This is a genomic window from Kribbella sp. NPDC003505, assembly GCF_040610875.1.
Lineage (GTDB): Bacteria > Actinomycetota > Actinomycetes > Propionibacteriales > Kribbellaceae > Kribbella.
Genome location: NZ_JBEXNA010000008.1, coordinates 343,180 through 363,942 on the forward strand (window position 1 = coordinate 343,180; position 20,763 = coordinate 363,942).

Annotated in this window: 23 protein-coding genes; 11 read left to right on the forward strand and 12 right to left on the reverse strand. The window is 69.9% G+C overall.

The genetic code is table 11. From position 1 onward, the window contains the following. Positions 1–35: 35 nt before the first annotated feature. The gene (gene murI, locus ABZX12_RS27890) at positions 36–839 is read right to left on the reverse strand and encodes a glutamate racemase (protein WP_355697812.1); all 804 of its coding nucleotides are present in this window, start codon (positions 837–839) and stop codon (positions 36–38) included. Positions 840–1,007: 168 nt separating this feature from the next. Here murI and ABZX12_RS27895 point away from each other — a divergent pair, with 168 nt between their 5' ends. Further along, positions 1,008–1,370: a hypothetical protein gene (locus tag ABZX12_RS27895; RefSeq protein WP_355697814.1), complete on the forward strand. Its 363-nt coding sequence runs from the start codon at positions 1,008–1,010 to the stop codon at positions 1,368–1,370. A 136-nt stretch (positions 1,371–1,506) separates the two neighbouring features. Here ABZX12_RS27895 and ABZX12_RS27900 read toward each other — a convergent pair whose 3' ends face one another. The 7 genes from ABZX12_RS27900 to clpS all read right to left on the reverse strand — a co-directional run bounded on the left by ABZX12_RS27900 (position 1,507) and on the right by clpS (position 6,125). Further along, positions 1,507–1,983, reverse strand: a complete 477-nt coding sequence (locus ABZX12_RS27900) for a DinB family protein (protein ID WP_355697816.1) — start codon at positions 1,981–1,983, stop codon at positions 1,507–1,509. 60 nt (positions 1,984–2,043) lie between these two features. After that, on the reverse strand, positions 2,044–2,994 hold the full coding sequence (locus tag ABZX12_RS27905; RefSeq protein WP_355697862.1) for a pyridoxal-phosphate dependent enzyme: 951 nt from the start codon (positions 2,992–2,994) through the stop codon (positions 2,044–2,046). A 2-nt stretch (positions 2,995–2,996) separates the two neighbouring features. Next, positions 2,997–3,275, reverse strand: a complete 279-nt coding sequence (locus ABZX12_RS27910; protein ID WP_355697818.1) for a MoaD/ThiS family protein — start codon at positions 3,273–3,275, stop codon at positions 2,997–2,999. Between the two features lies 1 nt (position 3,276). Continuing rightward, the gene (locus tag ABZX12_RS27915) at positions 3,277–3,735 is read right to left on the reverse strand and encodes a M67 family metallopeptidase (protein WP_355697819.1); all 459 of its coding nucleotides are present in this window, start codon (positions 3,733–3,735) and stop codon (positions 3,277–3,279) included. A 71-nt stretch (positions 3,736–3,806) separates the two neighbouring features. Then, complete coding sequence (locus ABZX12_RS27920; RefSeq protein WP_355697821.1) at positions 3,807–4,784, reverse strand: aldo/keto reductase; 978 nt, start codon at positions 4,782–4,784, stop codon at positions 3,807–3,809. Between the two features lie 502 nt (positions 4,785–5,286). Then, positions 5,287–5,841: a DUF2017 domain-containing protein gene (locus tag ABZX12_RS27925; protein ID WP_355697823.1), complete on the reverse strand. Its 555-nt coding sequence runs from the start codon at positions 5,839–5,841 to the stop codon at positions 5,287–5,289. After that, the gene (clpS, locus tag ABZX12_RS27930) at positions 5,838–6,125 is read right to left on the reverse strand and encodes an ATP-dependent Clp protease adapter ClpS (protein WP_355472792.1); all 288 of its coding nucleotides are present in this window, start codon (positions 6,123–6,125) and stop codon (positions 5,838–5,840) included. The genes ABZX12_RS27925 and clpS overlap by 4 nt, the downstream gene beginning before the upstream one ends. 49 nt (positions 6,126–6,174) lie before the next feature. Here clpS and ABZX12_RS27935 point away from each other — a divergent pair, with 49 nt between their 5' ends. Together ABZX12_RS27935 and ABZX12_RS27940 are read left to right on the forward strand one after the other, a co-directional pair. After that, positions 6,175–7,521, forward strand: coding sequence for a nicotinate phosphoribosyltransferase (locus ABZX12_RS27935; protein ID WP_355697825.1), 1,347 nt, complete (start codon positions 6,175–6,177; stop codon positions 7,519–7,521). Further along, positions 7,518–7,988, forward strand: coding sequence for a MarR family transcriptional regulator (locus tag ABZX12_RS27940; RefSeq protein WP_355697827.1), 471 nt, complete (start codon positions 7,518–7,520; stop codon positions 7,986–7,988). The genes ABZX12_RS27935 and ABZX12_RS27940 overlap by 4 nt, the downstream gene beginning before the upstream one ends. On the opposite strand, the gene ABZX12_RS27945 is transcribed toward ABZX12_RS27940, so the two are convergent. Beyond that, positions 7,985–9,217 carry an FAD-binding protein gene (locus ABZX12_RS27945; RefSeq protein WP_355697829.1) on the reverse strand — a complete coding sequence of 411 codons (1,233 nt, stop codon included), beginning with the start codon at positions 9,215–9,217 and terminating at the stop codon, positions 7,985–7,987. The two genes, ABZX12_RS27940 and ABZX12_RS27945, sit on opposite strands and share 4 nt — an antisense overlap. Before the next feature lie 169 nt (positions 9,218–9,386). Here ABZX12_RS27945 and ABZX12_RS27950 point away from each other — a divergent pair, with 169 nt between their 5' ends. Further along, positions 9,387–10,385, forward strand: coding sequence for a YdcF family protein (locus tag ABZX12_RS27950; RefSeq protein WP_355697831.1), 999 nt, complete (start codon positions 9,387–9,389; stop codon positions 10,383–10,385). Here ABZX12_RS27950 and ABZX12_RS27955 read toward each other — a convergent pair. After that, positions 10,382–11,053 (reverse strand): response regulator transcription factor, encoded by a 672-nt coding sequence (locus ABZX12_RS27955; protein ID WP_355697833.1) that lies wholly within the window; start codon positions 11,051–11,053, stop codon positions 10,382–10,384. The genes ABZX12_RS27950 and ABZX12_RS27955 overlap by 4 nt on opposite strands. After that, on the reverse strand, positions 11,046–12,140 hold the full coding sequence (locus ABZX12_RS27960; RefSeq protein ID WP_355697835.1) for a histidine kinase: 1,095 nt from the start codon (positions 12,138–12,140) through the stop codon (positions 11,046–11,048). The genes ABZX12_RS27955 and ABZX12_RS27960 overlap by 8 nt, the downstream gene beginning before the upstream one ends. Before the next feature lie 100 nt (positions 12,141–12,240). On the opposite strand from ABZX12_RS27960, the gene ABZX12_RS27965 reads away from it, so the two are divergent. Beyond that, positions 12,241–13,614: an alpha/beta fold hydrolase gene (locus tag ABZX12_RS27965; protein ID WP_355697837.1), complete on the forward strand. Its 1,374-nt coding sequence runs from the start codon at positions 12,241–12,243 to the stop codon at positions 13,612–13,614. On the opposite strand, the gene ABZX12_RS27970 is transcribed toward ABZX12_RS27965, so the two are convergent. Further along, positions 13,615–15,153, reverse strand: a complete 1,539-nt coding sequence (locus ABZX12_RS27970; RefSeq protein ID WP_355697838.1) for a fibronectin type III domain-containing protein — start codon at positions 15,151–15,153, stop codon at positions 13,615–13,617. Positions 15,154–15,409: 256 nt separating this feature from the next. Between ABZX12_RS27970 and ABZX12_RS27975 the strand changes: the two genes are divergently transcribed. The 6 genes from ABZX12_RS27975 (at position 15,410) to ABZX12_RS28000 (ending at position 20,367) form a co-directional block, all read left to right on the forward strand. Further along, positions 15,410–16,033: a pyridoxamine 5'-phosphate oxidase family protein gene (locus tag ABZX12_RS27975; RefSeq protein ID WP_355697840.1), complete on the forward strand. Its 624-nt coding sequence runs from the start codon at positions 15,410–15,412 to the stop codon at positions 16,031–16,033. Positions 16,034–16,038: 5 nt separating this feature from the next. Further along, positions 16,039–16,635, forward strand: a complete 597-nt coding sequence (locus ABZX12_RS27980) for a CGNR zinc finger domain-containing protein (protein ID WP_355697842.1) — start codon at positions 16,039–16,041, stop codon at positions 16,633–16,635. Positions 16,636–16,778: 143 nt separating this feature from the next. Further along, entirely contained in the window at positions 16,779–17,960 is a 1,182-nt protein-coding gene (locus ABZX12_RS27985; RefSeq protein WP_355697844.1) for an MFS transporter, read from the forward strand. Continuing rightward, on the forward strand, positions 17,932–18,798 hold the full coding sequence (locus ABZX12_RS27990) for an alpha/beta hydrolase (protein WP_355697846.1): 867 nt from the start codon (positions 17,932–17,934) through the stop codon (positions 18,796–18,798). The genes ABZX12_RS27985 and ABZX12_RS27990 overlap by 29 nt, the downstream gene beginning before the upstream one ends. 83 nt (positions 18,799–18,881) lie before the next feature. Continuing rightward, positions 18,882–19,658, forward strand: coding sequence for an SDR family oxidoreductase (locus ABZX12_RS27995; protein ID WP_355697847.1), 777 nt, complete (start codon positions 18,882–18,884; stop codon positions 19,656–19,658). Positions 19,659–19,788: 130 nt separating this feature from the next. Then, positions 19,789–20,367 (forward strand): nicotinamidase, encoded by a 579-nt coding sequence (locus ABZX12_RS28000; protein ID WP_355697849.1) that lies wholly within the window; start codon positions 19,789–19,791, stop codon positions 20,365–20,367. Positions 20,368–20,763: the final 396 nt, after the last annotated feature.

Here is a 20,763-nt window from a genome sequence, read left to right on the forward strand (position 1 = left end):
CCTTGGACAACGGCCGGGTGCGATCCAGGTCACAGTCAGCGGACCCAGGCGAACTGGTCGACGTTCGCCAGCGCGGGGCCGAGGAAGCGCGAGCCGATCGCCGCGAACTCCGCGGGGTTTCCGGTCGTGACGAACCGGTGCTCGGGGGCGGGCAGGTTGTCGGGGCGGAGCAGGCCGGTCTTCGTCAGTACGCCGTAGACGTCCTTGGCGCACTCCTCCGCGCTGCTGACCAGCGTGACGTTGTCGCCCATCACGTACGAGATGACGCCGGTGAGCAACGGGTAGTGCGTGCAGCCGAGGATCAACGTGTCGACGCCGGCCTCGACCAGCGGGTCCAGGTACTCATGGGCGGCCTCGAGCAACTCCGGCCCGGACGTCACACCGGACTCGACGAAGTCCACGAACTTGGGGCACGCATGAGTGAACAGCTCCACCTGCGGCGCGGCCGCGAACCCGTCCTCGTAGGCGAGCGACTGCGCGGTCGCCTTCGTGCAGATCACGCCGACGCGCTGGTTCCGCGTCGCGGCGACGGCCCGGCGCGCGGCCGGCAGGATCACCTCGACGACCGGTACGTCGTACCGCTCGCGGGCGTCGCGCAGCATCGCCGCACTCGCGGAGTTGCACGCGATCACCAGCATCTTCACGCCGGCCTCGACGAGATGATCGAGACACTCCAGCGCGTACTCACGCACCTCGGCGATCGGCTTCGGACCGTACGGCTGGCGGGCGGTGTCGCCCAGATACAGGATCGGCTCGTGCGGCAACTGGTCCAGAACCGCGCGGGCGACGGTGAGTCCCCCGAAGCCTGAATCGAAGATCCCCACCGGTGCGTCAGCCACGGGAAAAGCCTATACGGGTCCGAGTACGGGCAGACGCGAAGTGCAGCCTTACCTAACGGTCCTGAACGACACGCCGAGGTTATCCACATCTTTACGTTATGGAATTGCCTTTTCGCGTGATGCACGCCACTCTGGAGCGATGTTTGTTCGACCGCCCCTCGTGATGCCATGAACCTGACGCATCACCTCGCGGTGGTGTTGGGAACCACCGCAGCACCAACTCCACAGCCCGACCACGTGCAGGCCGCAGGGCAGGCCGCGAGTCAGGCCACGGAGTCGACCCCGGGCACCGCAGCCGATATCGCAACGGCCCTCGGGCCGGTGGGATTGATGTTGCTCGTCCTCATGGCGGCGTTCGCTGCGTACGTCGTCTCGCTGTCGCTGCACCCGAATGCCAAGTGCAACCGGTGCAAGGGTGCCGGCCGGCACCGCGGCAGCATCTTCAGTTACGCCCAGCGCCCGTGCAACAGCTGCAAGGGACGTGGCGTCCACCCCCGACTGGGCCGCAAGGTCCTCTTCAAGCAACCGTAGGCGGACATGACGTAGAACTCGCAGAAGGTGCCTAAGGCAACGATAGGCACTCGACGGCACGGACCGGCCCTCCGCCCGCCGGCCCGGCCACTCCCCTGATCCTGCACGAACCCCTGCACCCCCGGACCCGCTGGTTTCAGCGCCCGGTCCGGCCGTCCAGCTGTTCCCGCAGGATGTCGGCATGCCCCGCGTGCCGGGCGGTCTCCTCGATCAGATGCACGAGCGTCCACCGCCGCGACGGCGCGCTCGACCTTCCCGGCCTGGGCCCCGGCGCCTCGAGGTCGTCCCACGTCGCGACCTCCGTGTTCGCTTCGGCGGTTGTCCCGCAGTACGCCGCGAGCACCTCCGCCGCCGTCTCGTCCGCACGCGCGCGGAACGTCGCCGGCCAACTCCGCACCGGCTGCCCGAGCACCCAGTGCCGCTCGACGGCGGTCAGGTGCTTGATCAGCCCGAGCACGTTGGTCCCGGACGGTACGCCGGGTTGCCGCACGAGCTCGTCGGCCAGGCCCTCGGCCTTGGCCGCGATCGACGTCCGGAGGTAGTCGAGGAAACCGACGAGCACGTCCCGCTCACCCGGCCCGGTCGCCGGCGGTCCGGCATCGCGTCTCTGCACCGGACCAGCCTGGCGACACAGCGCCGAAACAGCACGCGAACTTGCCGAACCGGCAAGCGCTCAGGCCCAGAGCTGACCCTCGAGCCGGTCCTCCGCCTCGTCGATCGTGCCCTCGTAGGCACCGGTCGACAGGTACTTCCAGCCGCCGTCGGGCACCACGAACGCGATGTCCGCGGTCTCGCCGGCACGCACGCACTTGGCCGCCTGGCCGAGCGCCGCATGCAGGATCGCGCCGGTCGAGACGCCGGCGAAGATGCCCTCGTTGTCGAGCAGCTCCCGCACCCGGCGGACGGCGTCGCGCGGACCGACCGAGAAGCGGGCGTCGATCAGCGTCTCGTCGTACAGCTCGGGGACGAAACCCTCGTCGAGGTTGCGCAGGCCGTAGACCAGCTCGCCGTACCGCGGCTCGGCGGCCACGATCTTCACCGCGGGTTTGTGCTCGCGGAAGAACCGGCCGGCGCCCATCAGCGTCCCGGTCGTGCCGAGGCCGGCCACGAAATGCGTGACCGAGGGGAGGTCGTCGAGGATCTCCCGCGCGGTGCCGTCGTAGTGCGCGAGCGCGTTCGACGGGTTGCCGTACTGGTACAGCATCACCCAGTCGGGGTGCTCCTCCGCGACCTGCTTCGCGACCCGGACCGCCTCGTTGGAGCCGCCCGCGGCCGGGGAGGAGATGATCTCCACACCCCACATCCGCAGGATCTGGCGGCGCTCCTCGGAGGTGTTCTCCGGCAGCACGCAGACCATCCGGTAGCCGCGCAGCTTGGCCGCCATCGCCAGCGAGATGCCGGTGTTGCCGGACGTCGGCTCCAGGATCGTGTTGCCCGGGCGCAGCCGACCGTCCTTCTCGGCGTCCAGCAGCATCCGCAACGCGGCCCGGTCCTTGATCGACCCGGTCGGGTTGCGGTCCTCGAGCTTCGCCCAGAGCCGGACGTCGGCCGACGGCGACAACCGCGGCAGCCCGACCAGCGGGGTGCCGCCGACCGAGTCGAGCAGGCTGTCGAAACGCATCAGGCTCAGCCGCCGGCGACGGCCGGCAGCACGACGACGACGTCGCCGTCCTTGACCTCGGTCTTCAGGCCGCCGGTGAACCGGACGTCCTCGTCGTTCACGTACACGTTCACGAACCGGCGCAATTCCTCCGGGTCGCCCTCCACGATGCGCTCCTTGAGACCCGCGTGGGTCCCGTTCACGTTGTCGATGAACTCGGCCAGGGTCGCTCCGTCGCCGGTGACCGCCTTCGCCCCACCCGTGTAGGTGCGCAGGATCGTCGGCACGCGCAGCTCGATCGCCATATCAGTCTTCTCCTTCAGGGCTTTCTCCATAGGAACCAACCACGCGTACTTCTTCTTCCGTGACCTCGCCGTCGACGATCCGGTACGACCGGAACTCGACCGGCCCGTCGTACGCCGGGGAGTCGGCGCCGTCCCGCGTCGAGACCAGCACGTAGTGGGCGCCCGGCTCCTGGGCCAGGTTGATATCGGTCCGCGACGGGTACGCCTCGGTGGCGGTGTGTGAGTGGTAGATCACCACCGGCTCCTCGTCCCGCTCGTCGAGCTCCTTGTAGAGCCGGAGCAGGTCGCCGGAGTCGAACTCGTAGAACGTCGGCGACATCGCGGCGTTCAGCATCGGGATGAACCGGGTGGCCCGGTCACTGCCCTCCGCGCCCGCGACCACACCACACGCCTCGTCGGGATGATCCCGCCGCGCGTGCGCCACGATCGCGTCGTACGTCGCCTTCTCGATGACCAGCACGTCTCCACGGTACGGCGAGCGCCGCGCCGGCCTCGCCAACCGCGGAGTCGGTCCAGAATGCGGACAGCGCCCTACCAGCGGTCGTGAATCTGGGGGCGGATCAGGGTGTCGTAGGTCTCCTGGACGGCGGTGAGCTGATCGGGGGTGAGTGGGGGCAGGGTGGCGGCGGAGATGTTGCCGGCTACCTGGGCTGGGTTGCGGGCGCCGGGGATGACGACCGAGACGCCGGGTTGGTCGAGGATCCAGCGGAGGGCGAACTGGGCCATCGTGGTGCCGGCCGTGAGCCAGGGCATCAGGCGGCGGACGGCTTCCAGGCCGGCGCCGAAGTCGACGCCGGAGAACGTCTCGCCGACGTCGAACGCCTCGCCGTGGCGGTTGTAGGTGCGGTGGTCGTCGGCAGAGAAGGTGGTGTGTTCGTCGTACTTGCCGGACAGCAGCCCGCTGGCGAGCGGGACGCGGGCGATGATGCCGACGCCCGCCTCCCGCGCCGCGGGCAGCACCTCGTCGAGCGGCTTGAGGCGGAACGCGTTCAGGATGATCTGCACCGACGCCACGTTCGGCCGGGCGATCGCGGTCAGCGCCTCCGCGCAGGTCTCGACGCTGACGCCGTACGCCGCGATGCGCCCCTCGTCGACGAGCGTGTCGAGCGCGTCGAAGACCGCGTCGTCGGAGTACACCGGCGTCGGCGGGCAGTGCAGCTGGACCAGGTCGATGGTGTCGACGCCGAGGTTCTGCCGCGAGCGGTCGTTCCAGCCGCGGAAGTTCTCCAGTGTGTAGTTCTCCGGCACTTGCTCGACGCGCCGGCCCATCTTGGTCGCCACCGTCAGCCCGTTGCGCGACTCCAGCACCTGCCCGACGAGCCGCTCGCTGCGCCCGTCGCCGTACACGTCCGCGGTGTCGATGAACGTCACGCCACCGTCGACCGCAGCCTGCAGCACCGCGAGCGCGTCGCCCTCGTCCACCGCGCCCCAGTCCGCCCCGAGCTGCCAAGCCCCGAGCCCGACCACCCCAACATCCCGCCCGGTCCGCCCGAGCCGCCGCGTCTCCATGACCGCAACCCTAAGCGCAGCCCCTGGCGGCCGATCACTCACGATCAGGTCCGACGGTCGCCGAGCCCACCGGTGCGGTTGCCGCCAGCAGCACGTCTCTTCACCCACGAAGCCGGCACCACTTCGCGGTCCCCGCATAAATATCCGCCCGCGCCAACCAACTCCACCCCGGTCGCCCCCTGACACGCCCGCGCCGAAGGCGCCAACAAACACCCGCCGCCGAAGGCGCTCCCCCTTCCGCCGAACCACACTCACCCCACCAACCACCAAGCACGCCACCGCCGGAGGCGCCAACGGTCAGCCGCGGCTGAAGACGGTGTGCTGCCGCCCGAGGCAGCACACGCCGACGGAGGGCGGTGCCAGGTCGCGCTTCCCCCGGAGCCACATCCGTCCGCGCCAACCACCTCCGCGCGTCACGACCCCTCTCGCGCCGAAGGCGCCAACAGTCAGTCGCCGCCGAAGGCGGTGTCCTTTCGCGTCGACGGAGGGGGTGGGCGTGGTGTTACGGGCGCATGTTGTGGAGGAGGGCGGACTGGAGGTAGCCGAGCCAGTCGTAGAGGTCGTAGGTGAGGCGGCGCGGGTCGTCGTCGGCGAGCTTCTCCCAGGTGGAGTAGTCGTCCTCGTCCTTGATGTCGAGGCGGGTGCCGATCGCGAGGCGGAGATCGTTCAGCGCGCGCAGCCAGGAGAGCTGTTCGTCGGGCTCGAGCGCGATCTCGTCGGCGCCGGACTGCTCGAGCGCGGACAGCACCCGCTTGGCGTCGCTGACCTTGCCCTCGCGCAACCCGCGCTCGGTGAACCGCCGGAACTCGGCCGCCGCCATGTCGTCCTGCTTGTACGCGTCCGGGAGCAGCCGCTGCAGGACGACGTCCTCGGGCGGCGACGTCGGGCCGTCGGAGTCCAGCAGCGCCGCCAGCGGGTCGCTGGACTCGGTCGCGCGCGGCGGCAGCCCGTCGTACAGCAGCTCGACCAGGTTGCGGAGCAGGTTCGCCAGGATGTCCGCCTCGTGCTCGGCGAAACTGACGACGACGGTCTTGCGGCGCTTGCGGAACCGCGTCACGACTTCTCGCAAGTGGCCCACAGGCCGTAGGTGTGCATCGCTTCCACGTCGCGTTCCATCGCTTCCCGATTGCCGTTCGAGACCGCCGACTTGCCTTCCTGGTGCACCTGCAGCATCAGCTTCTCCGCCTTGGACTTGGAGTAGCCGAAATAGGTCTGGAAGACGAACGTGACGTAGTCCATCAGGTTGACCGGGTCGTTCCAGACGACGGTCACCCAAGGTGGGCTCAGCTCGATCGCCTCATCGACCTCGGGGCTCTCGAGTTCGCTCGGTGCGGTGGTCACCTGTCCATTCTCTCCATCATCGGTTCCGCTGTCGCAATAGGCTGCACCTGTGACCCACACAGAGGCCAACTCCACGGCGCTCCTGACCGACCACTACGAGCTGACCATGCTGCAGGCCGCGCTGGCCGACGGTACGGCGCAGCGCCGCTCGGTGTTCGAGCTGTTCGCGCGCCGGCTGCCGGACGGCCGCCGGTACGGCGTGGTCGCGGGCGTCAACCGCCTGCTGGACGCACTCGAGCGGTTCCGGTTCGACGAGCAGACGATCGCCTTCCTGGCCGATCGCGGCGTCGTCGACCAGGCTACCCGGGACTGGCTGGCGGAGTACCGGTTCACCGGCGACATCTCCGGCTACGCCGACGGGGAGATCTTCTTCCCGGGGTCGCCGGTGCTCGTGGTGGAGTCGTCGTTCGCCGAGGCGGTGCTGCTGGAAACCGTTTTCTTGTCGATCCTGAACCACGACTCCGCGGTCGCCTCGGCGGCGTCCCGGATGACCTGGTGGGCCGGCGGGCGGCCCTGTATCGAGATGGGCTCGCGGCGCACCCACGAAGGCGCCGCGGTCGGCGCGGCGCTGGCGGCGTACATCGCGGGGTTCAGCGCGACCTCGAACCTGGAGGCGGCCCGCCGGTTCGGCATCCCGAGCACCGGGACCGCGGCGCACGCGTTCACGCTGCTGCACGACCGCGAGGAGGACGCGTTCCGGTCGCAGGTGAACGCGCTCGGCAAGGGGACGACGCTGCTCGTCGACACGTTCGACGTCGCCGCGGCGGTGCGTACCGCGATCGAGCTGACCGGCCCCGAACTGGGCGCGGTCCGGCTGGACTCGGGCGACCTGCCGTCGCTGGCCGGTCAGGTCCGGGAACAGCTGGACTCCCTCGGCGCGACGAAGACCCGGATCATCGTGACCAGCGACCTGGACGAGTACCAGATCGCCGCGCTCGCGCCGGCGCCGGTCGACGGGTACGGCGTCGGTACGTCGCTGGTCACCGGCTCCGGCTACCCGACCTGCGGGTTCGTGTACAAGCTGGTCGCGCGCGAGGACGCGAGCGGTGACCTGGTGCCGGTGGCGAAGAAGAGCCCGGACAAGATCTCGATCGGCGGCCGGAAGTGGGCGCTGCGGCGGCGTTCGGCCGCCGGCGTCGCGGAGGTCGAGCTGATCGGCGTCGGTGAGCGGCCGACCGACGACGGCGACGACCGCGACCTGCTGAAACCGCTCGTGGAGTCGGGCAAGATCGTCGGCCGGACCACCCCGCAGGAGTCGCAGGCCCACCACCAGAAGGTCCGCGACGAGCTCCCCCGCTCCGCCAGCCAGCTCAGCCGGGGCGAGCCGGCGATCCCGACCGACTACATCGGCGACTTCAACTCCCGCAACCCGTTCCTCCCGCGGAGTCACACGTGACCGCCACCGACGGCGGGTGGTCGCCGGAGGCGCCGGCCGACGAGGCGGACGTGCTGGTCGCATTGCGGTTCGCGGAGCGGGCGGCACGGAAGGCGGTGGCCGACGAGCTGGCGGGGACCGTGCTGCACACGGGCCAGGAGCTCGTGCTCGCCAAGCTGCTGCACCACGGGTCGTTGCCGGTGGCTCGGCTCGCGAAGGTGCTCGACGTCGAGGTGCCGACGGCCACCAGGACCACGCAGCGGATGGAGGCCGCCGGGCTCGTACGGCGGGTGAAGAGCACGACCGACGCGCGGCAGGTCGGCATCGAGCTGACCGAGCACGGCGTCGAGCTCGCCCACACGGTCCAGGAGATCTACGACCGGGCCGGCCGCCGCGCCCTCGCCCAGCTCACGCCCGAGGACCGCCGTGTCCTCCGCAATCTGCTGTGGACCATCACCGGCACCCTCGAGGACCTCGCTCAGCTCTAACCGGGCAGGAAGGTGTCGAGGTAGGGGTTGCGGAACTTGCCGGCCGGGTCGTACTTCGCGGCCAGGGCGACGAAGTCCGGGACGCGGGGGTAGCGCTCGGCGAGCGTGGCGGCGTCGGCGGCGAAGACCTTGCCCCAGTGCGGGCGGGCGTCCAGCGGCGCGAGCCGTTCCTCCAGCTCAGCGACCACCGGGCGTACGGCGGTCTCGTCCTGGATCCAGGTGAAGTGCAGGGCGACCGTGTCGCGGCCCTGGCTCGGGCTCAGCCACAAGTCGTCGGCAGCGATCGTGCGGACCTCCGACACCTGGATCACCGGCGCGAACCGGTTGCCCAGGGCCCGCAGTACGTCGAACGCCTCGGCGGCCCGCCCACGCGCCACGAAGTACTCCGACTGCAACTCGTCCCCGTTGCTCGGCGTGAACTCCAGCCGGAAGTGCGGCAGCCGCTCGTTCCACGGGCCCGGTACGCCGCCCTGCTGGGTCGCGTAGTCGGCCGGCATCACCTTGATCGGGTGCCGCGGCCCGTCGGCGAGCGAGGCGCCCAGCCACTGCGGCTCGGGCGCGGTCAGTTCGCGGCGCTTGCGCCAGACCATGACGTCGGGGTCCACCCAGTCGGTGAACGCGCTCACGCTGTACGCGCTGCCCATCACCGCGTCCAGGTCCGACCCGAGCCGCTCCACCGGCAGCCCGTCGTACACCACCTGGCTGATCTCGTACGACGGTTGCACGTCGAGCGTCAAGCTCACGGTCACCCCGAGTGCGCCGAGCGAGACGACCGAGCCGGCGAAGTCCGGGTCGTCGCGGGTCAGCGTCACGAGTTCGCCGCGCGCGTCGACGAACGTGATCGCGCTGACCGCGTCCGCGAGCGGGCCGTTGGTGTCGCCGGAGCCGTGCGTACCGGTCGAGCACGCGCCCGCGACCGAGATGTGCGGCAGTGACCCGAGGTTGTGCAGCGCGAGTCCCTGGGCCTGCAGCGCGGCGGTGATCTCGCCGTACCGGAGGCCGGCCGAGACCGTCACGCCGCGCTCGCCGACCTCGACGACCTGCGGCAGGTCCTGCACGCTGACCAGCACACCGGTGCTGTCGGCGATCCGGTTGAACGAGTGCCCGGTGCCGAGCACCCGGACCTTCTCGGCCGCCGCGACCAGCTCCTGCAGTTCCTCGACGGTCCGCGGCCGCTGCAGCGCACTCGCAAAGCTGACGTTGCCTGCCCAGTTCGTCACCTGGCTCACGTCCGACCACCGCCTCTCTCGACCACCCGACCCGTCCGCCCGAGCCTCGCACACCGGCCCGCGCCGCGCCTCGGTCCGTCCACACCGCGAACGACCGCGCGAGCTGTCCGGGCGGCGCCCCGCCCTGCCTCCCCCCGCTCGGCGACGGAGCGTGCTTTGATGACGCCCGATGGTCATCTGCTTCGGGATCGCCGCCTTCTGGTTCCTCGTCTTCGGCGTCAGCTTCCTGCGCGACCGGCGCCTGTTCAAGAACGGGATCTTTCTGGTTCTCGCGCTGATGTTCGCCGGCCTCGGGCTGATCTTCGCGGTCGAGAGCGTGAACGCGACCGCCGGGCGCTGGCTGGCGGTCGCGGTGCTGGCCGCGATCCCGCTCTCGATCGCGGTGCTCGCCGTGTTCCTGGTGATCAACGGCGTCACGATGCTGCGCCGGGAGCGCCGCCGGCTGTCCAACCTGCTGTCGCTGCTCGTCGGGCTCGGGATCATCGGTTTCGTGGTGTTCAGCGTGCTGGTGGAGAAGATCGGCTGGGAGCCGCTGGCCGCCGTACGGTCGGTGCTGCTCGGCGTGCTGACCTACATCTCGTTCCTGTTCCTGTGCTTCCTGGTGTACGCGTTCGTCTACAGCCGGGTCCGCTCGTCCCGGAAGGTCGACTTCGTCGTCGTGCTCGGCTCGGGCCTGATCGGCTCCCGGGTACCGCCGTTACTGGCCGGCCGCCTCGACCGGGCGAAGCAGGTGTACGAGCGCGCCGTCCGCAGGGGCCGCTCGCCGCTGCTCGTCACGTCCGGCGGCCAGGGGCCGAACGAAGACCTGCCCGAGTCGCACGCGATGGCGGCGTACCTGGTCGAGCGCGGCGTCCCGGACGAGCAGATCCTGCGCGAGGACAAGTCGACGACCACCTGGGAGAACCTGACCTTCAGCCGTGACCTGATGGCCGGCCTACGACCGCAGTACCGCTGCCTGATCGTCACGAACAACTTCCACGCGTTCCGCGCCGCGCTGACCGCCCGCAGGGCGAAGGTGAACGGCCAGGTGATCGGCTCCCCGACGGCGGCGTACTACTGGCCGACGGCAACGATCCGCGAATTCGTCGCGATCCTGGTCAGCCACCCGTACCTCAACGGCGGCATCTGCCTGCTGATCGCGCTCAGCGCGATCCTCCCGCACCTCTAGAACCGGCGAGGTCGCACCAGCCCGGACTCGTACGCGGCGATCACCAACTGGGCCCGGTCGCGGGCGTGGAGTTTGGCGAGCAGGTGCCCGATGTGGGTCTTGACGGTGCCGCGGCCGACGTGGAGGTGGTCGCAGATCTCGTCGTTCGACAGGCCGCGCGCGATCAGCGACAGCACCTCGCGCTCGCGATCGGTCACGCCGTCGAGGCCGGTCAGGGGCGCCTGCCCGGGCTCGGCCAGCCGGGCGAACTCCGCGATCAGCCGTCGCGTGATCGACGGCGCCAGCAGCCCGTCGCCCGCCGCGACGACAGTGATTGCCTGCAGCAACTCCACGGGCGGGACGTCCTTCAGCAGGAAGCCGCTCGCTCCGGCTCGCAGACCGGCGTACACGGCGTCGTCGAGGTCGAACATCGTCAGGATCAGCACCTTCGTCCCGGCCGTCTCCGGTGCGGAACAGATCTGCCGGGTCGCCTCGATCCCGTCCAGCTTCGGCATCCGGACATCCATCAGGACGACGTCCGGCCGCTCGCGGCGCGCGAGCTGGACGGCCTCGGCTCCGTCGGCCGCTTCGCCGATCGCGGTCAGGCCGGGTGTGGTGTCGATCAAGACCCGGAAGCTGCCGCGCAGCAACGCCTGGTCGTCCGCGACCAGCACCCGGATCTCACTCATGCGGCAGCCGTACGACGACCTCGAACCCGCCGGTGGTCCGCGGCCCGGCCCGGTACGAACCGCCGTACACGCCGGCCCGTTCGCGGATCCCGATCAGACCGTGCCCTTCCACCGCTGCCCCACCGACGCCGTCGTCGATCACCTCGAGCTGTACGGCGTTGGCGCTGCCGGTGATCGTGATGCTGCAGCAGCGCGCGTGGGCGTGCTTCGTGACGTTCGTCAGGCACTCCTGGACGATCCGGTGGACGGTGAGCGCGACGGCGTCCGGGAGCGGTTCGGGGACGTCGACCTGCAGCTCGACCTGCACGCCGGTCGACTCGACCCGCGCGACCAGCTCCGGCAGCGCGGCGAGACCCGCCGGCGGTGCGAGGTCCGCTGGTTCGCCGGGGGCCCGCAGCAGGCCGAGCATGTGCCGAAGCTCGACGAGAGCGTCGCGGCTCGTGGACTCGATCACCGACAACGCGTCGGACACCTCCTCGGGACGGACCTGCAGGACATGGTTCGCGACACCGGCCTTGACCGCGATCAATCCCATGCTGTGGGCAACGATGTCGTGCAGCTCGCGGGCGATCCGCAGCCGTTCCGCGGCGACCGCCTGCTCGGCCAGCACCTGCGCCGCACGGGCGGCGGCAGCTCGTCGGTCGCGCACGACCTGTCCCAGGATCCAGGCGCCGTACAAGGCGGCGATCCCGGTGAGCACGAGCGCGGCGCGGGACTGACCGGCCGGCGCGCCGGCCACCGCGGCGAGGACGAGCACGACGAAACCGACTCCGCCGGCCAGACCGATCAGGCGCCGGCATGACAGCGGGCGGTTCGACGAGCGGGTCAGCGCGACGACGTACAGCACGTAGGCGGCGGCGAGCAGCGGATCGCGCAACGCGTCCACGAAGTACGCGATCACCGACGCGACGGCGACCACGGCGAGCGCCGGCAGCGGCCAGATCCTGCGGACCGCGATCGGCAGCGCGAGCCCGACCGCGACGAGCCCCGGGCCGGTGGAGGACGTGAGCAGGACGAGGGCGGCGTACCCGACCGCGACCAGGCAGTCCGCGGCGATCAGTTGCCGCCGGCTCAGTCCGTACTCCACACGCCGAACCTAGCCGAGCCGATGGACCACCACCTCGGACCGTGGGCCGTCGGACTCCGGTCCGATGTGCGGGCGGCGCATCCGCGAAACCGTGGGCGGCATGCTGAAACTACTCTCGCTCGCGGCGAGCGGCCTGCTGACGGCCAACGCTCTCACCCCGCCCGCCCCGACTCTCGACTGGGGCGAATGCCCCGGTGGACCAGGAACCGTCGGCATCGAGTGCGCCAGCCTGCAGGTGCCGGTCGACTGGAACCGTCCCGCCGGCCGGAAGATCACCCTGATGGTCGGTCGCCTACCAGCCACTGGGCCGAAACGCGGATCCGTGCAGGTCAACCTCGGCGGGCCGATGGGGATGAACATCGACCTGCTGCGCTCGTACGGCGGCGCGAATGCCTTCGCCGGTCTGCGCCGGAGGATGGACATCATCACCTGGGATCTCCGGGGCGGCCCCAACCTTGCCGGGATGAGCACCAATCTGCCCTGCGAGTGGACCGGTGTCCGGCAGCCGCGGGTGCCGCGCGACCAGGCCGCGTTCGACGCGCTCGCCGCCGCCAATCGGGCGGTTGCGGAGAAGTGCCAGGCGAAGGATCCGGAGCTGTTCGCGGCGATGGACTCGGGGAGCCACGCCCGCGACCTCGACGCGATCCGGCGGGCGCTCGGCGAGTCGACGGTCAACTTCTACGGCGCGTCGTACGGCGGTTTCATCGGCCAGTCGTATGCCCGGTTGTTCCCGCAGCACGTCCGGTCGATGGTGCTAGACGGCACGTGGAACCACAGCACCGACAACTGGGACCGCGAACTCACCGAGCTCGCCCGCGACGTGCAGACGTTCATGACCCGCTTCTTCGACTGGTGCCGTTGCGCGGCGTCGTGGCGACAGGTGGTGGCCCGGGCACAGCGCCATCCGCTGCCGGCCGGGAGCACGACGTACGACGGCAACGAGATCCGGTGGACCGGGCTGCGGCTCGCGCGGCTCGGCGAGGCGACGTACCCGAAACTCCTGGCCGCGCTGAAGAAGGCCGCGGCGACCGGTGACGCGTCCGGGTTCGTGCCGGAGCCGCCGAACGCTCCGTTCCCGTCCGCGCCGTCTCCGGGCGTCGTCGAGTGCACGGACTGGCCGCATCCGACCAGCCAACGACAACTGCAGCAGCAGGTACGGCGGATGGAAGCCGCCGCGCCCTCTACCGGGGCCGCCGGCACGATCCAGCTCGCGATGCTGTCCTGCGTCGGGTGGCCGGTGCCGGTCCGCAACCCACCCGCCGCTCTGCCCGCCGGCCTGCCGCCGCTGCTGATGGCGGGCAACTGGAGCGAGTACGACACCGCGTCCCGCGTCGTCGACCAGGTGCCGGGCAGCGGCTCGATCTACCACGACGGTCCGGGGCACACGCTCTACCAGTCCAACGAATGCGCCCGCGCCAAGATCGACGGCTACCTCGTGGACCTCGTCGTACCGCGTCGAGGGACCAGGTGCTGATCAGCGAACCTTCACGCTGACCGTCGGGCTCTTCTGGACGTTGCGGCCGTCGCTGACCTCGACGTGGTACGACAACGTCTGACGGCTCGTCAGACCGGAGTCGGTGACCGAGGTGACGGTCGGCTTCGTCCAGGAGTTCGACGTCCGCGACCAGCTGCCGATCCGGGTGCTGCCGCGGTACACCGAGTAGGTGAGCGTGAGGTTGTCGCGGTCCAGCACCGTCTCGAAGGCGATCGTCACCTTGTTCGCCCGCGCGCTGGCGACCTTCGGCGCCGCCGGCCTGGCCGGAGCCGCGCCGCCCGGGGTGGTGGTGAACCGGGTCAGCCCTTCCTGCGGTGTGCCGTTGACCTCGACGAAGTCACCGCCGGCCCACAGGTCGTTGCCGCCGCACGCGAACGACAACGGGCCGACGAGCGTCTCGCCGCCGGCTGTGGCGTTCGGGAACCACGGGCCGAGCTTGCCGGTGATCGCGCTGTAGACCAGCAGGTGGTGCATGCCGGTCTTGTCCGGGAACCCGCCGTCCGCGCTGCAGTCGTGCGCGTGCGACCCCTTGTAGAGCCAGTTGCCGATCGCCTTGATCGCCTCGGTCGCGCCCAGGCAATGGCTCTGCCAGATCAGCTTGCCGGTCTTCGCGTCCGCGGCGAGCACGCCGTCGTAGCAGCCGATCCCTGATCCCGCGTTGGCCGCGAACACCTTGTTTCCCTGGACTTCGATGTCCTTCACGCGGCTGTCGCAGTCCGGGGTCAGCGGCGGGATCGCCTCGGCGGCCGGCATGTCGTACGCCGCGCCGGTGGCCGGGCTCAGCATCGCCAGCGAGTGCGAGGACCGCCCACCGATCTCGACGAAGCCGCCACCGACGAAGACCCGCGTCCCGTCGGTGGACACCTCGATCGCGTGGACGTCGTCGTCGGCGTCCGGGTCCCAGGGCAGCAGCGCGCCGGTGCTCAGGCTGACCGCCGCGATGCGGTGCCGGGCCACCTTGTCCACACTGCCGAACGATCCGCCCAGGTAGACGATGCTGCCGGTGACCTTCAGCGCCGCGACCCGGTAGTTGACCACCGGGTCCCAGCCGGCCACCAGCTTGCCGGTGCCGACATCGAACATCGCCACCCGCGACCGCGGCGCCCCGTCCACGACGGTGAAATCACCGCCGATCACGACCCGCTTGCCGTCCGGAGAGGTGGCGACGCTCCACACCGGCCCGTTGACTTTCGGCGCGAACCGGGTCGGCACGCCGGTGGTCCGGTCGAAGACCGCGAAGTACTTCCGCGCCGCGTCGCCCACACCGCGTGCCTTCCCCGGCGGCCGGACGCGGGTGAACAGCCCGCCCGCGAACACCAGGTTCCCGGCGACGGCGACCGCGTTCACGCTCGCGTTCGTCTGCCAGGACGACTGCTGCACCGACGACAACGCCGACCCGAACCCCGGCGGCGCACTGGCGGCGCTACGGGTTGCGGCCTGCACCGACGGCCCGGACGGAACGAGCGCCGCGGCGACGACCGCCGCCGCCGTGACGACACCCAGGACAGCCTTCTTCATGAGCGAACCCCCAAGGGCCCGCTCCGGCGGAAGATACCGGCCCCATGACTCGATGACAATGCGCGATCAAACGATAACTCCCGGCACATATCGCCACACAATCGGTTCCGCCGGCCAGACCCACCCCCGGGGACCAACAGCGTCCGACATTCTAATGATTTGACTTGCTCTGTATCGTTAGAAATCTAGCGAGAGCTCGGGGAAATCCTCGTTCCCCTAACGACCACGACAGACGACGACCATTAGGAGGCTGGCGATGGGTGCCAGGTTTGCCCAGTTGGCGTTCACCGACGCGGTGCAGGCGCAGCAGCGGCTGCACGGCAGCGATCGCGCCTACCGCCGGATGCTGGAGGGCTCGGCGAGCGGTGACGTTCTCGGTCCCGACGAAGCGGCGTTCGTCGAGCAGCGGGACAGCTTCTACATCGCCAGCGTCGGCGAGACGGGCTGGCCCTACCTCCAGCATCGCGGCGGGCCGCGCGGCTTCCTGCGCGTCCTGGACGAACGCACGCTGGGGTTCGCGGATCTTCGCGGAAACCGGCAGTACATCACCCGGGGCAACCTGGACCACTCCGATCGCGTCGCGCTGTTCCTGATGGACTACGCCCTGCAGGCACGCCTGAAGCTCCTGGGTCATGCCCGGGTCACCGAGGATCCGGATATCCTGCGCGAGCTGGTCGTCCCGGACTACCCGGGGAAGGTGGAAGGGGCCGTTCTCATCGAGATCGAGGGATGGGACTGGAACTGCCGGCAGCACATCCCGCAGCTGTTCGGCCGCGACGTCGTGGAGCAGGCCATCGGCTCGCTGCGGGACCGGATCACCGCGCTCGAGCAGGAGAACGCCCGGTTGCGGTCCGACCTGCGTCACGACGGGAGCCGGTGAAGGCGATGTCCGTGCCCGTGCTCGGCGAACCGCTGCCGATCGAGCTGGCCAACACCGCGTACGCCGTCCGGGGCGAACCGCGCGACGGCCTGGAGAACGTCGAACTGTTCACCGAATGGCTGGCGGCCATAGCGGACCGGTTGCCGTGGCGGCTCTCGGCCGAGGAAGTCGCCGCGATCGGCGACTTCGAGCTGACGGCGGCCCGGGAACTTCGCGAGGCCGTCCGCGACATCGCCCAGGCGATCACCGGACGCGACGCCGCTCAGGTGGCCGCCGGGAGCATGGCGGGCGCTGCTCCGTCAGTCGGGGCTGTCGAGGCGCTCAACCGCCACGCGCGCTGGGCGCCGTACTGGCAGGAGCTGCGGTGGCAGGGCGAGCCGGCCGCACAGGTGCGTAGCGCGGCGCCGCCAGTCACGGCGATCCTGTCCTTCATCGCCCAGGAAGCGATCGACCTGTTCGTACGCCGGCACGCGGACCTGCGCGCCTGTCAGGGGCCGGGCTGCGTGCTGTTGTACCTCCAGGATCGTCCGCAACGACGGTGGTGCTCGGCCGCCTGCGGTAACCGTGCCCGCGCCGCCCGCCACTACGCCCGCCACCACTGAGCCCGATCCGCTAACCCCGCTCCCGCCATCAGCCGAGACGTCGTCGACGTCTCGGCAATCGAGCCTGCCCTCATCCCGTCCGTCCCGGCGACAGCCGTGCCCTCGGAAAGTGTGAAGACACAGATGACCCAGCTGAAGCGATCATGAGAACGACCTTCGCCGCCCTCGCGGCTATGACAGTCTCCTTCGGACTGAACTTCTCCGCGGGTGTGTTCTTCGCCCCCGCCGCCGCTGAGTACGGACTCAACGCCTCGGCCCTGACGACGGCTGCCGCGCTGAGCACACTGCTCACCGGCGCCGCGCAGCCGCTCGTAGGCCGCCTGCTGGACGGCGCCGGCGCCAAGCGAATCCTCGTGCTCGGACTGATCTTCATCTCGGCGAGCTACCTGGTGCTCGCCGTGGTCACGCAGACGTGGCAGTTCATCGCGGCGTACACGATCCTCGGCGGCCTCGGCTTCGCGGGTTCCTCCAGCCTGACCGTCAGCACCTTGATCGGTCGGGCGTACGGCGCCGACGCCGGGCCGGCACTCGCTCGCGCCGCCGTCGGGATCAACCTGGGACAACTCCTCATGCCCTGGGCAGCGACGTCGCTGTTCGTCCCGATCGGCGTCCGCGGAACCTATGCCGTACTGGGAGGTGTCGGCCTGGCCGTGACGGCAGTCCTCGTCTGTGTCCTGCCCAATGATCCGGCGGCGACGAGCCTGTCCGGTGACAAGACGCGCGAGAGCCTGCGCGGCCGTGGTCGGGTACTGACTTCGTTCGGTCTGCATGCCGCGACGATGTACGTCGTCGTGCTCATGCTGCCCAAGCACGCCGCCGAGCTCGGCTGGTCAGTCGCCGGCGCAGGCCGCCTGGTCGCCGTCGCCGCACTGTCGGCCGGCATCACGTCGGCCGTCGTCGCGAGCCTGTTGCGCCGGGGCCGGCGCCCCGAGGACCTCTTGCGCCTGCTCCACCTACTGCGAGCACTGTCGCTCGGTCTGCTCACCGTTGCGCAGGCTCCGGCCGGACTCGTCGCCGCCGCGGTGATCTTCGGAATGTCGTCGTTCCCGATCATTCCGCTCACCATGGCCGTGCTGTCCCGAGGACTCGACCCGCACCGGATGGGCCGGACACTCGCCCCCGCCTGGGTCACCCATCAGGCCGCGGCCGCGAGCGGGCTCGCCATCGCGGTCGTCATCGACCGTCTCACCGGCAGTTATCGCGCTTTCTTCGCCCTCGGCCTCGGCCTCGCCGCGGCCTGTCTCGTCTTGCTCCGACCCCACCACGAAGTACTCGTCAAGAATCAGGAGAGCACCCATGAACGCAGTGCGGTACGGCACCGTTGACATCGACGGACAGCCGATCTTCTACCGGGAGGCGGGCGACCCGGCCAACCCCACCGTCGTGCTGCTGCACGGCTTCCCCACGAGTTCTGCCATGTTCCGCAACCTGCTCCGCGATCTCGCCGACTCGTACCACCTCATCGCACCCGACCACCTCGGCTTCGGCCAGTCCGGCATGCCGTCGGTGGACGAGTTCGCCTACTCGTTCGACGCCCTCACCGAGCTCACCCTGGGACTGCTGGACAAGCTGGACGTGCAGCAGTTCGCCCTCTACATCCAGGACTACGGCGCACCGATCGGACTCCGCATCGCCAGCCGCCACCCCGAACGCATCACCGCCCTGATCACCCAAAGCGGCAACGCCTATCTCGACGGGTTCACACCCTTCTGGGAACCGCTGTTCAACCACGCGAAGGACCGGGCCACCTACGAACCCGACGTACGTTCACTGCTGACAGCGGAAGCGACGCGCTGGCAATACACCCACGGCGTACCGGCCCAGTTCCTGGATCGGATCAGCCCCGACACCTGGGCCCTGGACCAGTCGTACCTCGACCGGCCCGGTAACCAGGAGATCCAGCTGCAACTGTTCCACGACTACCAGCACAACCTCGACGAGTACCCCGCGTTCCAGCAGTACTTCCGCCGCCACCAGCCGCCGACGCTGGTTGCCTGGGGCAAGCATGACGAGATCTTCGGCGCCGCCGGAGCCACCGCGTTCGCCCGCGACCTGCCCGACGCCGAGATCCACCTCCTGGACGCCGGACACTTCGCCCTGGAGACCCACGGCGACGAGATCGCCGCGCTGATCCGCGATTTCCTCCAGCGGGTGCTGCCATGATCTGACGCCCACAGCTTGCCGCTGCTTTGTTAGTCGGCTAAGTTTTCTGCTTAGCCGACTAACTATAAGCAGGAGGACGGGTCATGGACCTGGGATTCAAGGACGCGGCGGTGCTCGTGACGGGCGGGTCGTCCGGGATCGGGCGGGCGACCGCGGTCGCGTACGGGCGGGAGGGGGCGCGGGTCGCGATCACCTACAACTCCCGGAAGGACGCGGCCGAGACGGTCGCCGAGGAGATCGAGGCGGCGGGCGGCGCGGCGTACGTCGTACCGATGGATCTCAGCGCGCCGGAGACGATCGCCGCGGCCGTCGCGTCGACGGTGGAACAGTGGGGCGGGCTGGACGCAGTCGTCGCGAACGCCGTCGACTGGGGACCGCTCGACGGGCGCACGGACAAGATGGAGGACGCCTCGCCGGAGTGGTGGACCCGGATCGTCCGGGCGAACCTCGAGGGCAACATGCACCTGGCGCAGCAGGTGGCACCCGCCTTGCGGCGATCCGCGCACGGCCGGCTGGTGCTGGTCTCGACCGACCTGGCGGAGCGCGGCATGGGCGGCGGAGCCTGGGCGTACGGCGCAGCGAAAGCCGGGCTGCACGGCCTGGCAGCGAGCCTGCAGCACGACCTCGGCGCGGACGGCGTCCTGGTCAACGTCGTCCTCCCCGGCATCACCCTCGAGAACGGCGTACACCGCATCATCCCGCGCGAAGCACTGGACAAGATCACCGCCGGCTTCACCGCCCGGCACCTCCCCGACGTCTCCGAGCTCGCCGACGCCATCCTGTTCCTCACCTCACCCCGCACCAAAGCCGTCCAGGGCGAACACCTCCACATCACCGGCGGCCACCTGATCCCCGCCTGACCCTTCCGCGGGGCCGCCCGCCCCGCCGAGGGGCGGGCCGGTCGGTGGCGGACTGATGGTCAATGCGGCGCCGGTGGCGTCGACGCTTGTACGGTGGGCTCAGGAGTACTCCGGAGAAGGAGGCGTCGCGATGGCCAGGGCACTGATCGTGGTTGATGTGCAGAACGACTTCTGCGAGGGCGGGAGCCTGGCCGTGGCCGGTGGTGCCGACGTCGCGTTCCGTATCGGCGAGCTGTTGCACAAGTGGCACGAGGCCGAACCACAGGACCGCCGGTACGACTACGTGGTCGCCACCCGCGACCACCACATCGACCCCGGCGACCACTTCTCCCGCGAACCCGACTTCGTGAACTCCTGGCCACCGCACTGTGTGGCCGGAACCGACGGCGTCGGCTTCCACCCCAACCTCGACCCGCAACCCTTCGACGCGATCTTCGACAAGGGCGAGTACGCCGCCGCCTACTCCGGCTTCGAAGGCAAGTCCCACGAAGGCGGCCACACCCTCGCCGACTGGCTACGCGCCAAGTCCGTCACCACCGTGGACGTCTGCGGCATAGCCACCGACTACTGCGTCAAAGCCACCGCCCTGGACGCCCGCAAAGAAGGCTTCACCACGAGAGTCCTCACCACCCTCACCGCCGGCGTAGCCGAACCCACCACCCAACAAGCCCTGACCGACCTCCGCAACGCCGGCGTGACCCTCACCTAGAGCACACATCTCGGGGTTCTCGGCAGCTCGACAGTACGTATACGCCCACTGCGGGCCGGCGGGCGGAGGGCTGAGCGTGCGGCCTGGTGGTCTCGGGCGACACCTCCTAATGAGAGTTATCGGGTCGCCGTCGGGCAGACTCGGTAGCTGGTAGGCCGCCGGTGGGTGAGCACTCTAGACCTCCTGGACGTTGAGTCCTGTCGACAGAGCGTGCCCCTGCCGGTGACCGGGAGAGTTGATCGCTGATGGGATGTCGTGCCCGGCTCGCCGTGTGGTGAGGCGTGAGCACTGCTTCATTAGGTCGCTGATGGTTCTCCCGACCGGCTTGCTGACGAACGAGCGGTTTCGAGCGCGGGAGAAGAAGTTGAAGTTCTTTGTCGGAGATGACTGGGCCGA

Bases quoted from the DNA above. Each gene is read 5' to 3' on its own strand.
- ABZX12_RS27965 (WP_355697837.1), top strand. From the start codon at position 12,241: ATGCTGAAACTACTCTCGCTCGCGGCGAGCGGCCTGCTGACGGCCAAC.
- ABZX12_RS28000 (WP_355697849.1), top strand. From the start codon at position 19,789: ATGGCCAGGGCACTGATCGTGGTTGATGTGCAGAACGACTTCTGCGAG.
- ABZX12_RS27985 (WP_355697844.1), top strand. From the start codon at position 16,779: ATGAGAACGACCTTCGCCGCCCTCGCGGCTATGACAGTCTCCTTCGGA.
- ABZX12_RS27955 (WP_355697833.1), bottom strand. From the start codon at position 11,053: ATGAGTGAGATCCGGGTGCTGGTCGCGGACGACCAGGCGTTGCTGCGC.
- ABZX12_RS27895 (WP_355697814.1), top strand. From the start codon at position 1,008: ATGAACCTGACGCATCACCTCGCGGTGGTGTTGGGAACCACCGCAGCA.
- ABZX12_RS27920 (WP_355697821.1), bottom strand. From the start codon at position 4,784: ATGGAGACGCGGCGGCTCGGGCGGACCGGGCGGGATGTTGGGGTGGTC.
- ABZX12_RS27980 (WP_355697842.1), top strand. From the start codon at position 16,039: ATGTCCGTGCCCGTGCTCGGCGAACCGCTGCCGATCGAGCTGGCCAAC.
- ABZX12_RS27990 (WP_355697846.1), top strand. From the start codon at position 17,932: ATGAACGCAGTGCGGTACGGCACCGTTGACATCGACGGACAGCCGATC.
- ABZX12_RS27975 (WP_355697840.1), top strand. From the start codon at position 15,410: ATGGGTGCCAGGTTTGCCCAGTTGGCGTTCACCGACGCGGTGCAGGCG.
- ABZX12_RS27970 (WP_355697838.1), bottom strand. From the start codon at position 15,153: ATGAAGAAGGCTGTCCTGGGTGTCGTCACGGCGGCGGCGGTCGTCGCC.
- ABZX12_RS27910 (WP_355697818.1), bottom strand. From the start codon at position 3,275: ATGGCGATCGAGCTGCGCGTGCCGACGATCCTGCGCACCTACACGGGT.
- ABZX12_RS27950 (WP_355697831.1), top strand. From the start codon at position 9,387: ATGGTCATCTGCTTCGGGATCGCCGCCTTCTGGTTCCTCGTCTTCGGC.
- ABZX12_RS27995 (WP_355697847.1), top strand. From the start codon at position 18,882: ATGGACCTGGGATTCAAGGACGCGGCGGTGCTCGTGACGGGCGGGTCG.